At 71.5% G+C, this 11,995-nt stretch carries 11 protein-coding genes; 9 read left to right on the forward strand and 2 right to left on the reverse strand.

All coding sequences use genetic code 11. From position 1 onward, the window contains the following. The first annotated feature begins 101 nt into the window (after positions 1–101). From AB0I32_RS04470 to AB0I32_RS04495, 6 genes are all read left to right on the forward strand, one after another. Complete coding sequence (locus AB0I32_RS04470; protein WP_357503293.1) at positions 102–1,625, forward strand: xylan 1,4-beta-xylosidase; 1,524 nt, start codon at positions 102–104, stop codon at positions 1,623–1,625. Further along, positions 1,618–2,298, forward strand: coding sequence for a glycosyltransferase (locus tag AB0I32_RS04475; protein ID WP_357503295.1), 681 nt, complete (start codon positions 1,618–1,620; stop codon positions 2,296–2,298). The genes AB0I32_RS04470 and AB0I32_RS04475 overlap by 8 nt, the downstream gene beginning before the upstream one ends. 54 nt (positions 2,299–2,352) lie before the next feature. Further along, positions 2,353–3,273, forward strand: coding sequence for a hypothetical protein (locus tag AB0I32_RS04480; protein WP_357503297.1), 921 nt, complete (start codon positions 2,353–2,355; stop codon positions 3,271–3,273). 103 nt (positions 3,274–3,376) lie between these two features. Continuing rightward, entirely contained in the window at positions 3,377–3,628 is a 252-nt protein-coding gene (locus tag AB0I32_RS04485; RefSeq protein ID WP_357503299.1) for a hypothetical protein, read from the forward strand. A gap of 48 nt (positions 3,629–3,676) precedes the next feature. Then, complete coding sequence (locus AB0I32_RS04490) at positions 3,677–4,015, forward strand: YnfA family protein (protein WP_357503301.1); 339 nt, start codon at positions 3,677–3,679, stop codon at positions 4,013–4,015. A 152-nt stretch (positions 4,016–4,167) separates the two neighbouring features. Then, complete coding sequence (locus AB0I32_RS04495; RefSeq protein WP_357503303.1) at positions 4,168–4,680, forward strand: pyridoxamine 5'-phosphate oxidase family protein; 513 nt, start codon at positions 4,168–4,170, stop codon at positions 4,678–4,680. An 8-nt stretch (positions 4,681–4,688) separates the two neighbouring features. On the opposite strand, the gene AB0I32_RS04500 is transcribed toward AB0I32_RS04495, so the two are convergent. Beyond that, on the reverse strand, positions 4,689–6,767 hold the full coding sequence (locus tag AB0I32_RS04500; RefSeq protein WP_357503305.1) for an alpha-glucuronidase: 2,079 nt from the start codon (positions 6,765–6,767) through the stop codon (positions 4,689–4,691). Positions 6,768–6,931: 164 nt separating this feature from the next. On the opposite strand from AB0I32_RS04500, the gene AB0I32_RS04505 reads away from it, so the two are divergent. Further along, positions 6,932–8,113: an SGNH/GDSL hydrolase family protein gene (locus AB0I32_RS04505; protein ID WP_357503307.1), complete on the forward strand. Its 1,182-nt coding sequence runs from the start codon at positions 6,932–6,934 to the stop codon at positions 8,111–8,113. Between the two features lie 30 nt (positions 8,114–8,143). Here AB0I32_RS04505 and uxaC read toward each other — a convergent pair whose 3' ends face one another. Beyond that, complete coding sequence (uxaC, locus tag AB0I32_RS04510) at positions 8,144–9,571, reverse strand: glucuronate isomerase (RefSeq protein ID WP_357503309.1); 1,428 nt, start codon at positions 9,569–9,571, stop codon at positions 8,144–8,146. Between the two features lie 127 nt (positions 9,572–9,698). On the opposite strand from uxaC, the gene AB0I32_RS04515 reads away from it, so the two are divergent. Together AB0I32_RS04515 and AB0I32_RS04520 are read left to right on the forward strand one after the other, a co-directional pair. Continuing rightward, on the forward strand, positions 9,699–10,709 hold the full coding sequence (locus AB0I32_RS04515; protein WP_357503311.1) for a LacI family DNA-binding transcriptional regulator: 1,011 nt from the start codon (positions 9,699–9,701) through the stop codon (positions 10,707–10,709). 55 nt (positions 10,710–10,764) lie between these two features. Continuing rightward, a complete protein-coding gene (locus tag AB0I32_RS04520; protein WP_357503313.1) occupies positions 10,765–11,994 on the forward strand; it encodes an extracellular solute-binding protein in 1,230 nt (409 codons plus the stop codon). The last annotated feature ends 1 nt before the right edge of the window (position 11,995 follow it).

Below are 11,995 nucleotides of genomic sequence, written 5' to 3' on the forward strand. Positions count from 1 at the left end.
ACCCTGACCCAGGCGTGCGGGCCGTCGTCGACGACCCGCACGCCTGTGCACGCCGGACGAGCTAGCCCGGACGACCACGCCCCGAACCACCGAGGAGACCCGTGCCCCGCACCATCGTGCCGACCGAGGCCGCCGGAACACTCAGCGACGCCTGGCGCACCTGCGTCGGCACGGGCCGGTTCGGTCTCGCGCTGCGCAAGGACTACCAGGACTCCCTGGCCCTGGTGCAGCGCGAGATCGGGTTCCGGTACATCCGCGGCCATGGCCTCCTGCACGACGACGTCGCCGTCCACCGGACGTACGACGCCGGCGGCCACCGCGGCACCGCCTACGTGTTCACCTACGTGGACCAGGTGGTCGACGCCTACCTGGGGCTCGGGATCAAGCCGTTCCTCGAGCTCGGGTTCATGCCCAGCGGGCTCGCGTCCGGCGACCAGACGGTGTTCTGGTGGCTGGGCAACGTCACCCCGCCCCGGGACCACGCCGAGTGGGCGAGCCTGGTGCGGGCGCTCCTGCGGCACCTCATCGACCGGTACGGCGTCGCCGAGGTGCGCACCTGGCCCGTCGAGGTGTGGAACGAACCCAACCTCCCCCAGTTCTGGAAGGACGCCGACCAAGCGGCCTACTTCCGGCTCTACGAGACGTCGGTCCGGGCCGTGCGGGACGTCGACGCGTCGATCCAGGTGGGTGGCCCCGCCATCTCCCCGGGAGCTGACGACTGGTGGGAGCCCTTCGCGGAGTTCGTCACCGCGCGCGACCTGCCCGCCGACTTCCTGTCCGTGCACGCCTACAGCTCCGGGCCCGCCCAGCACGTGCCGTTCGGCGTCTACCAGACGCTCCAGCGGCCCCAGCACCTGCTCGACCAGTTCGCCAGGCCGCGCAAGATCCTCGCCGGGACGGCGCTCGCGGACCGGCCGCTGCACGTCACCGAGTTCAACACGAGCTACCGCCCCGACAACCCGGTGCACGACACGGCGTACAACGCCGCCTACCTCGCCCCGGTGCTCGCGGAGGGCGGCGAGCACGCTGACTCGTTCTCGTACTGGACGTTCAGCGACGTCTTCGAGGAGGCGGGTGTGCCGGCGTCGTTCTTCCACGGCGGGTTCGGGATGCTGACCCACCGGCAGGTGCGCAAGCCGACCTTCCACCTGTACGCCTTCATGGCGCGGATGGGGCCGGAGATCCTCGCTCGTGGGGTCGACCACCTGGTGACCAGGCATCCTGCCACCGGTCAGGTGACGGTGCTCGCCTGGCAGCCGGTCGGCGGGACCGACGACGCAACCGAGCCGGCCCGGCACGAGCTCCGGCTGAGCGTCCCGGTCGCTACCTCGGCGAGTGGGAGGGTGTTCACCATGCGGTACGACGTCGATGAGGTCGCCGGGAATGCGTGGGCGGCCTGGCGCGAGATGGGGCGGCCCGCGTCGCCGTCGGGCAGACAGCTGGACGCGCTGCGCGATGCGAGCGAGCCCGCGCGTCGGGCGCACTCGCTACCGGTCGGCGACGATGGCCGGGTGGACCTCGACCTGACGATCGGGCGGCACGGCGTCACACTGGTGACCCTCGACGCCGTACGCGACGAGACCCCGTCCTGGCTCGACGACACCCGGATCCTGGGCCGTGGCTGAGCGCCGGGAGTTCGGTGACGGTCCGCTGGGGCGGGCGGCGAACGCGATCTACTGGTATCTCGTGGTCGAGCTGCTGCTCGTGCTGACGTCGTTGCCGGGCCTGGTCGCGCTCGCGCTGCTGGACCGGTCGCCGGGCAACGTCCCGTTCGTGGTGCTGTGCCTGCTGCCGCTGGGGCCGGCGGCGTCGGCCGGGCTGTTCGCGCTGCGTGACCGGGCCACCACCGACGCACTGACCCCGGCGTCCTCCTTCTGGCGGGGGTACCGCCTGAACTGGGCCGACGTCCTCCGGGTGTGGACTCCTGCGCTCGTGGTGCTCGGCATCCTGGGCTTCTCGCTGGCGAACCTCGGTGCGTCGGGGGTGCCCGCGTGGTACACGCCAGCCCTTGTCGTCATCGGCGCGGGACTGCTCCTGTGGACGGTGAACGTGCTGGTGATCGTCTCGTTCTTCGGCTTCCGGGCACGAGACTCGGCTCGGCTCGCCGCCCACTACCTCGCGGCTCGTCCGCTGGTCACGCTGGGGAACCTCTCCTTGCTCGTGCTCGCGGGGGGAGTGATCGTGCTGACCACCGAGGTGCTGTTCGGTCTTGTCGCGGTGGTGTGGCTCGCTTTCGTGCTGCGCAACGCGGCCCCTCTGCTGGCCGACGTCGAGGAGCGGTTCACCGGCGGATCCTGACCGGGTCGCGTGTGCAACATTGTCCGATCTGTGGCGTTGCGCCACAGTGAGCGCATGGTGATCAAGCAGGGGGACCCGGCACGACTGACCTACCGCTATCTGCGCATAGCGATCGTGGCGGGGGTGCTGGTGCTGTTCGTGTCGCTGACGATGCAGATAGCCGCCGACCACAGAAGGCTCGGCTCCGGCGAGGAGTGGTGGCACGCGTCGATCAGCGCGTACTTCTACTCGCCCGTGCAGAGCATCTTCGTGGGCACGCTGGTGGGTATCGGCACGTGTCTGATCGCGATCAAGGGCAGGCACGGGGCCGAGGAGGTGCTGCTCAACTTCGCGGGCATGTTCGCGGTCCTCGTGGCGCTGATCCCGACGCCGCTCGACGCCGCGATGTGCGGCGAGGAGCCGTACTGCCTCGACGTGCCGGAGCGGGTGGGCAACAACGTAGGCACGCTGCTCCTCGTCGGTGGCGTGGTCCTGGTGCTGGCGACCTGGCCGCGGCGACGTGACCTGGGCGGCCGCGTGGGCTGGGACCTCTGGCTCACGTGGCTGACCTGGGCAGGGACGGGCGTGTGGCTGCTGGTGTGGCCCGCGAGCTTCCTGGAGTCGGCGCACTACACGGCGGCGGTCCTGCTGTTCGCCTGCCTCGTGGCCATCGCCTGGATCAACGGCTCGGACCACGCGATCACGACCCAGACGCTAGAGCGGCTGCGGGGTATGTCGGCCCGGGCGTACCGGGTCTGGTACCGCTGGATCGCGGCGGTGATGGCCGCCGTGCTGGTGGTGGGCCTGGCGACCATGGTGGTCCTCGACCGGTTCCTGCCGGACCTGTTCCCGCAGACGCTGTTCGTGGTCGAGACGGCGTTGATGCTGATCTTCGCGCTCTACTGGGCGCTGCAGACCATCCAGTTCTGGGACACCGGCCTGCCGGCTCGTGCCCAGGTGGAGGCCGTGAAGGTTCCCGGCGACACGGCGTCGTAGGGGCCGGGTGCGAGCGGGACGTCGTCGCCTTACGGTCGAGAAGAGGTGGTGTGGTCGTCCGTGAGGTCGCGCCGCCGCACCATCCAGCCGGAGGGAGTCCAGCATGAGCGAGAACGAGAACTACCGGACCGACGACGTGCCGACGCCGCAGGCCAATCCCGGACCGCGCGTCGATCCCGTCACCGCCGACGACGACGTACAGGGCAGCAGCAACCCCGGACCGCGTGACGTGCCGGGGCAGGACGACGACCTCGACCGCACGACCGAGGACCCGGCAGGGGAGAGGGCGATCCCCGGCGAGCACCCGAAGGACGACCCCGACCTGGAGGGCGAGGAGCGGTTCGACGCGGGCTGATGCCCGGGGCTAGTCCTTCGAGCTCGCTCGGAGGACTAACGTCGTGGCATGGTCATGCGCTCGATCATCCTGTTCGTCGCCGCCGCCGTGTTCGAGATCGGCGGCGCCTGGCTCGTGTGGCAGGGCGTCCGTGAGCACCGGGGCTGGCTGTGGATCGGTGCCGGAGTGATCGCGCTGGGCCTGTACGGCTTCTTCGCGACCCTCCAGCCCGACGCCAGCTTCGGCCGCATCCTGGCGGCCTACGGCGGCGTCTTCGTGGCCGGCTCCCTGGCCTGGGGCATGGTCGTCGACGGCTTTCGCCCCGACCGCTGGGACATCGTCGGGGCGCTGATCTGCCTGGTCGGCGTCTCGGTGATCATGTACGGACCGCGCGGGGTGACGGACTAGTCCGCGTCCGGCGCCTGGCCGAACATCGAGCGGGTGACCGCTGCGATGAGTTTCCCGCCACTCGCTCGTCGGGTTTGGTAGCGGTGCCGCGGACTCCGTCCTCGAAGGGGGATGGACTCGGGCCGCTTCCATCCAACCCGAGGAGCGCGATCATGAAGGACCCGATCACCACCATCGACGCCCGGTTCAGCGACCCCTACGCCGAGCCGACCAGCTGGCAGGCCACGCAGGAGGTGCTCGAGAACGCCCAGATGGCCTGGGTGACCACCGTGCGCGCCGACGGGCGCCCGCACGTCGCGCCACTGGTCGCCGTCTGGCTCGACGGGGCACTGCACTTCACGACCGGACCCGAGGAGCAGAAGGCGGTCAACCTGGCGGTCAACCCGAACGTCGTGCTGACCACCGGACGTGACACCTGGGACGAGGGCGTGGACGTCGTGGTCGAGGGTCCTGCCGTCCGCGTGACCGACCGGGAGGCGCTGGCGCGGCTCGCGGCGGCCTGGCGCACCAAGTGGGACGGCCGGTGGGTCTACGAGGTGGGCGACGGCGTGTTCCTCAACGACGTCGCCGGCCCCGCGCTCGTGTTCGCCGTGGAGCCCACCAAGGTGCTGGCCTTCGGCAAGGGCACCTTCAGCCACACGCGGCACGTCCCGCGACCGGCCTGACGGAGCGCCTAGGGGTATATCGTGCGGCCCCGCTCGTCCGGCACGCCCGACTTCCGCAGGAAGTAGGTGTTCACCTGGTCGCGCCACTCGGTGGCGGAGCGGAGCTGCTCCGCGAACCGGTCCGCGACGCGCTCCGAGAGACGAGGGTCCACGAGCTTCGAGACCGCCGACCACGCGCGGATCATCGCCTCGACCCGTTCGACGCCCTCGAAGTGGGTGTCGTAGACGTGCTGGATCACGGTCTTCCCGCCGTGCAGCACGTGCGAGTACGGCACGTGGTGGAAGAACAGCAGCAGCTCGTCCGGGCAGGTGGACAGCGACTCGTAGGTCTCGCGCCAGGGCGACGGGTACTGGCTCGCGTAGCCGGTGCCGCTCCGCGCGGTCCGGTCGACGCCGATCCCGTCCCGGTCCGCGAAGTGGTAGGTGCCCCACGGGGTGTACTCGTACCCGTCGACGTCGGGCCCGTAGTGGTGGCCGGGGCGCACCATGAAGCCCACGCCGAGCGGCGCCGTGTACTGCTCGTACGTCTCCCAGGACCGGTCGAGCACCGCGTGCACCGCCTGCCGGACGGCCTCGGGGGCGCCAGGGAAGGTGAGGCCCACCCACTCGTCGAGCACCGTGGCCGGGTCAAGAGCCGGGTCCCAGCACAGCCGTCCGTACGCGTAGAGGTTGGCCTGGGCGAACGGGTGCCCGGTCCAGAACTCGTCGTCGCCCACGTTCGAGACGGCGGCGAAGCCGCCGGCGGGCTCCTGCCACGTGCCGGTGCCCGGGTCCTCGGCGGCCTTGCCACGGCCGGTCGCGAGGTCCGCGACGGTGGGGGAACCGCCGTCCCCTCCGGCCCGGTCCCAGAACCGGAACCCGAGGATCTGGCTCCACTGCGGCCCGAGGTAGACGGCGTGCTTCTGCTGACCCGTGTACTCCTGGGTGACCTGCAGCTCCAGGGCGATCCGGGTACGGGGCATGGCGGCAAGGACCGGCGAGACCGGCTCCCGCACCTGGAAGTCGAGCGGGCCGTACTTGACCTGCACGATCACGTTGTCCGAGAAGGTGCCGTCCAGCGGCTGGAAGTGGTCGAAGGCCGCGCGGGCGCGGTCGGTGGACCGGTCGCGCCAGTCCTGCCTGTGGTCGTAGACGAAGGCCCGCCAGTGGATCAGGCCGTCGTACGGTTCGACGGCCGCAGCCAGCATGTTCGCGCCGTCGGCATGCGTGCGCCCGTAGGCGAACGGGCCCGGCTGGCCCTCGGAGTCGGCCTTGACCACGAACCCGCCGAAGTCCGGTATCGCGTCCCACACCCGACCCGCCGTACGCACCCACCAGTGCGCCACACCCGGGTCGAGCGGGTCCGACGTGGCGAGGCCGCCGAGCGTGATCGGCGAGGCGAACGACACCGACAGGTGCACCTGGATGCCCCAGCGCCGGAAGACGGCGGCGATCCGCACGACGTCGCCCAGGTCGTCGGTCAGCAGCCGCGCCTCGCGCTCGTGCACGTTGACGTTGTTGATCGCGACCCGGTTGATCCCGACGGCGGCCAGCAGCCGTGCGTACCGCTCGACCCGCGACAGGTCCGCGCGGACGAAACCGTTGTCGTAGAAGATGGAGCCGCCCGAGTACCCACGTTCCACCTGGCCCATCACAGGATGCGCGTCAACGTTGTCCCAGTGGTCGAGCATCCGCAGGCCGGTCGCGGGGGCGTGCGTCTCGTCGGTGTCCGGCCCCTCGAACGCCGCCTCGCCCAGGCGCACCACGTGGAACAGGCCGTGCAGCAGCCCGGCATCGGTCTCCGCCTGCACGACGACGGCGCCCGCCTCGCGCGTGAACCGGAAGCTCTCGTCGATCGAGTGGTCTGCCGACGAGGCGTCGAAGTGCGCAAGCGTCAGCACCAGCTCGGCGTCAGCCACGCCGTCGCCCACCTCGAGGCGTGAGAACGAACCGCCGAACCGCGCCGTCGCGGCCGCCACCTCTTCCGCGACCGTGCCCGCGAGGACGCCGTCGCCGGCCACCACCACGCGGCGGCTGCCGATCGCGGCGAACGCGTCGTCGGGCAGCCAGGCCGGATGGGGCACGGAGCGCTGAGTATCACCGGTCATGGATCGTCCCGTCCGTCTTGCGGTTGATATGCAGATATGTGGGGGCGTGCTTGAACTGTGCCTCAGCGAACTGCCCCAGGTCCACCCCGGACCAGGGTTCGCGGCGAGGATGCGAGGGGTCTGCCGCGCGGCGACCGGCGGTCCGCCGCCCATACGCTGTTCGCATGACTGCTCGGCCGCTTCCACACACCACCCCTGTCAGTGCCGACCTGCTGCGCGGCGCACCCGAGCTGGAGCAGACGCCGACCGGCGTGCGCGTGCACCGGCTGCCGGCCCGGGCGCTCGCCCAGGCCGCCGACCCCCAGCTCGCCATGGTCGAGTCGCAGCCGTCCGGGGTGCGGCTCGCCGTCACCACCGCCGCCACGAGCATCGAGCTGCGGGCGCTCGCCACCCGGTTCGGCTTCCGCGGTGCTCCCGCGCGCCCCCTCGGCGTCTTCGACCTGGTCGTCGACGGTCGGCTGGTCGGGCAGGGGAGCCTTGCCTCGGCCACCGTCGTGACGATCGACATGGCCACCGGGGCGCGCGAGGTCGCGGAGGGCGGCGTCGACGGCGTCCGGTTCGACGGGCTGCCCGACGGCGAGAAGTCCGTCGAGCTCTGGCTGCCCCACAACGAGACGGTCGAGCTCGTCGAGCTGCGCACGGACGCGCCGGTGCATGCCTCGGCGGACCGGCGGCCCGTGTGGCTGCACCACGGCAGCTCGATCAGCCAGGGCTCCAACGCGCTGCGGCCTACGGGCATCTGGCCGGCGGTCGCGGCGTCCCTCAGCGGCGTCGATCTGGTCAACCTCGGGTTCGGCGGGAGCGCGCTGCTCGACCCGTTCACGGCCCGCGCCATGCGCGACACCCCCGCCGACCTGATCAGCCTGAAGATCGGCATCAACCTCGTGAACGCCGACCTCATGCGCCTGCGCGCGTTCGGCCCCGCCGTCCACGGATTCCTCGACACCGTGCGTGACGGACACCCGGACACGCCCCTGCTGGTCATCTCACCCATCCTCTGTCCGATCCACGAGGACACACCTGGCCCCGGCGCCTTCGACACCGACGCCCTCGCCGAGGGGCAGCTCCGGTTCCGCGCGACCGGCGACCCCGCCGAGCGCGCGGCAGGCAAGCTCACCCTCACCGTCATCCGCGAACAGCTCGCCCGCATAGTGAGCGAGCGTGCCGCGGGCGACCCGAATCTCCACTACCTCGACGGCCTCGAGCTGTACGGCCACGCCGACGCCGAGGAGCTGCCCCTGCCCGACCGGCTCCACCCGGACTCCGCCACGCACCGCCGCATCGGCGAACGTTTCGCGAAGCTCGCGCTCGCTCCGGGCGCTCCGCTGGACCCGGTGCGCGGCTGACCCGGTGCCTGCGGGCCCGGCACGCTCGGGTCAGCGCGGCGCGTACGCCTGCTTCGGCAGGTGGTAGGCCAGGTCGGCCGCGGTGTCCACCGCCTCGTCCAGGTCGAGGCGATGCTCCGCCACCAGCCGGGCCAGGTAGCCGGCGTCGACCCGGCGGGCCAGGTCGTGGCGTGCGGGGATCGAGCAGAACGCCCGGGTGTCGTCGACGAAGCCCGACATGTTCGAGAACCCCGCGGTCTCCGTCGCCGACTCCCGGAACCGGCGCATCGCGTCCGGCGCGTCCAGGAACCACCAGGGCGCACCGAGCCGGAGCGCGGGGTACACGCCCGCCAGCGGCGCCAGCTCGCGCGAGTACACGTCCTCGTCGACGGTGAACGCGATCATCCGGAAGCTCGCCGAGTTGCCGAACGCCTCCAGGACCGGCCGCAGGCCGCGCGCGAACTCGGTGACGACGGGGATGTCGTACCCCTTGTCGGGTCCGAACGTCGCGGCGACGGCCGGGTCGTGATCCCGGAGCACACCGGGATGGAACTGCATGACCAGGCCGTCCTCCACGGACATCGCCGCCATCTGGAACAGCATGTGCGCGGAGAACGCCGACTCCTCCGCGGTGCTGATCCCCGACCCGTCGGAGCCGCCCTGCAGCGCCTTCTCGAACAGGCTGCTCGCGACGTCGTCGGGAAGCGGGGTCGTTTCCGCGCTGAGGTGGCCGTGGTCGGTGGCGAGGCCACCGGCCGCGACGAAGGCCGCGCGGCGCTCGCGGAGCGCCGCCAGGTAGCCCGCGTAGGTATCGGTCGCGATGCCCGACGCCGTGGCGAGGCGCTCCAGGTCGCCGTGCCAGGTCGCCCGGGCGGGATGCAGCAGCGGGTCCGGACGGAAGGTCGGCAGCACGCGGCCCGGCAGCTCGGCGGCGAGGCGGGCGTGCTCGTCGAGCGTGCTCCAGGCAGGGTCGGTGGTGCCGATGATCTCGATGCCGAACCGGTCGAGGAGGGCGCGCGGCCGGAACGCCGGGTCGGCCAGGGTCTCAGCGATCTGGTCGTAGATCTGGTCGGCGGTCTCGGCGGAGGGCCGCACCGTGACGCCGAAGATCTCGACGAGCTCATGCTCCATCCAGTACCGCGTGGGCGTGCCGCGGAAATGCTTCCAGCCCGCGCAGAAGCGCCGGAAGATCTCGCGCGGGTCCGACTCGAACCCCGGCCCGTCGGCCGGCCCCACACCCAGCTCCGGAAGCTGCGCACCCTGCGAGACGAGCATCCGCGTCAGGTAGTGGTCGGGCACCACGAGGAGCTGCGCCGGGTCGGGGAACGGCTCGTCGTCGGCGAACGCCGTGACGTCGACATGGCCGTGCATCGACACGATCGGGAGGTCGCGCACCGCCTCGTAGATCTCGCGCGCGATCGGCCGCGTCACGGGGTCGGCGGGCAGTGCTCGGTCAGGGTGCAGGGTCCATGCGGTCATTCGTGTGCTCCTGGCGTCATTGCCGGGCCGGTCGGGCGGCCGGACGGAGAGTGGTGCGAACGTTTGCACTCTAACCTAGGGTATGGTGCAAACGTTTGCAGCGTCGCAACGGTCACAAGGAGGTGCCATGGTCACGGTGCACGACGTCGCTCGCGCGGCTGGGGTCTCGATCTCCACGGTGTCCCGCGCCCTCGCTTCCCCGGAACGTGTGGCCGCAGAGACCCGCGACCGGGTCACCCGCATCGCTACCGAGCTCGGCTACCGGCCCAACCAGGCGGCGAGCGGCCTGCGGATGGGGCGCACGCACGCCGTCGGCCTGCTGGTGCCCGACCTGGAGAACCCCTACTTCGCCACCGTGACCAAGGCCGTGCAGGCGCGTGCCCGCGCGGAGGGCTACGAGGTCTTCGTCGCCGACTCCGACGAGGACCCGGATGTCGAGGCCGAGCTGATCGGCGCCCTCGCCGCCCGGACGGACGGCCTGGTCGTCGCCTCGCCGCGGTCGGGCGACGCGGAGCTGAGCGCGGCGCTGGTGGGCGTGACCGCCGTCCTGGCCAACCGGGAGCTGGCAGGCGGCTCCGGCGCCGAGCCGCTGGAGATCCCCTGCGTCTCGGTGGACGACGCCGACGGCGTGGCCCAGGTGCTCGGGCACCTGTACGCGCTCGGGCACCGGAAGGTGGGCGTCGCGGCCGGTCCGTCGTCGTCGTGGTCGGGCAGCCGCCGCGTCGCCGGGCTGAAGGCCGCCGCTGAGCTGCGGGACGTCGAGCTGGTGGAGCTCGGCACCTTCCAGCCGTACTTCGCGGGCGGCACCCAGGCAGCCGACTACGCCCTGGCGAGCGGCGTGACCGCCGTCGTCGCGTTCAACGACCTCATGGCGCTCGGGATCCTGGACCGGCTCCGGCACCGCGGGGTGGACGTACCGGGCGAGATGTCCGTCGTCGGGTTCGACGACGTCCAGCTCGCCACCCTCGTCTCGCCCGCGCTCACGACGGTGCACGCGCCGCTCGCCCGGCTGGGCCGCCGCGCCGTCGACCTGCTGCTGGCGCGCCTGCGCGGCGGGACGTCGGCCAGCTCACAGCTCCCCGTGGAGCTCACGATTCGCGGGTCCACAGGACCCGTACCTGCCGGGCCGGCCAACTGACGCCCGTCCCGGCAACACACCCTGGGCGAAGGAGCCCGAGAGAGAGGAAGGCACCATGCGCACCTCGAAGAAGGCTGTGGCGCTCGCCGGCGTCGCGGCACTGACCCTGCTGACCGCCTGCACCCCGCCCGCGCCCCCCGGCGGCGAGAGCGGCGGAGCCGTCACCGACGCGGCGGACGTCCCCGACACGCCCTCCGAGCCCGTCACGCTGAACATCCTCGACGTCGCGGGCAACCAGCGGCTCACCGAGGGCATGGTCGACGAGTTCGTCGAGAACAACCCGGACGTCATCGAGTCGGTCACCTGGGAGACCGGCGGTGCGCCCGACGTCACGGGCATCGTCAAGCCGCAGGTCGACAGCGGCAACCTGTCCATCGACGTCGTCTTCACCGGCAACGACGGCCTGGCCGCGGGCATCAGCCAGGACCTGTGGCTGCCGATCGTGGACGACTACGGCGACCGCGTGTCGAACCAGGAGAACTACCTGGAGCCGGCCGCGAAGATGCAGGAGCTCGCCCAGGGCTTCGGCGTGGTGACGACGTACTACCCGTCGGGGCCGCTGCTGCAGTACGACCCCGACGTCGTCGACGCGCCGCCCGCGACCCCGGACGAGCTGCTGGCGTGGGCGAAGGCCAACCCCGGCAAGTTCGGGTACGCCCGCCCCGCGAACTCCGGTCCCGGCCGGACGTTCCTCATGGGCCTGCCCTACATCCTGGGTGACGAGGACCCGACCGACCCCGAGAACGGCTGGGACAAGACCTGGGCGTACCTCAAGGAGCTCGGCGAGTACGTCGACACCTACCCGACGGGCACCGGCCAGGTGGTGACCAACATGGCCGACGGCACCTGGGCGATGATCCCCACGACCACCGGCTGGGAGATCGCGCCGCGCGCCGAGGGCCAGCTCCCGAACAAGCTGCAGGCCGCCGCGTTCGACGACTTCACCTGGGTGACCGACGCGCACTACGCGGCCATCCCGAAGGGGCAGAGCGCGGACAAGATCAGCGCGATCATGCTCCTGCTGCAGGACATGCTCACGCCCGAGCAGAACGCCAAGGCGTACGACGCCGGCTACTTCTACCCCGGCCCGGCCGTCGAGGGCGCCACGCTGGACCTTGCGCCGCAAAAGTCGCAGGACGTGATCGACGAGTTCGGCCGCCCGATGTTCGACGAGCTCATCGAGTCCCAGGACGCCGTCGTGCCGCTCGACGCCGAGTCGATGGTCAAGGCGTTCGACATCTGGGACCGCGAGGTCGGCGGCGGCAAGGTGGAGGAGGTGTCCTGAG

Origin of the sequence: Promicromonospora sp. NPDC050249 (assembly GCF_040656015.1) — a bacterium.
Lineage (GTDB): Bacteria > Actinomycetota > Actinomycetes > Actinomycetales > Cellulomonadaceae > Promicromonospora.

Bases quoted from the DNA above. Each gene is read 5' to 3' on its own strand.
- AB0I32_RS04480 (WP_357503297.1), top strand. From the start codon at position 2,353: ATGGTGATCAAGCAGGGGGACCCGGCACGACTGACCTACCGCTATCTG.
- AB0I32_RS04485 (WP_357503299.1), top strand. From the start codon at position 3,377: ATGAGCGAGAACGAGAACTACCGGACCGACGACGTGCCGACGCCGCAG.
- AB0I32_RS04490 (WP_357503301.1), top strand. From the start codon at position 3,677: ATGGTCATGCGCTCGATCATCCTGTTCGTCGCCGCCGCCGTGTTCGAG.
- AB0I32_RS04495 (WP_357503303.1), top strand. From the start codon at position 4,168: ATGAAGGACCCGATCACCACCATCGACGCCCGGTTCAGCGACCCCTAC.
- AB0I32_RS04500 (WP_357503305.1), bottom strand. From the start codon at position 6,767: ATGACCGGTGATACTCAGCGCTCCGTGCCCCATCCGGCCTGGCTGCCC.
- AB0I32_RS04505 (WP_357503307.1), top strand. From the start codon at position 6,932: ATGACTGCTCGGCCGCTTCCACACACCACCCCTGTCAGTGCCGACCTG.
- uxaC (WP_357503309.1), bottom strand. From the start codon at position 9,571: ATGACCGCATGGACCCTGCACCCTGACCGAGCACTGCCCGCCGACCCC.
- AB0I32_RS04515 (WP_357503311.1), top strand. From the start codon at position 9,699: ATGGTCACGGTGCACGACGTCGCTCGCGCGGCTGGGGTCTCGATCTCC.
- AB0I32_RS04520 (WP_357503313.1), top strand. From the start codon at position 10,765: ATGCGCACCTCGAAGAAGGCTGTGGCGCTCGCCGGCGTCGCGGCACTG.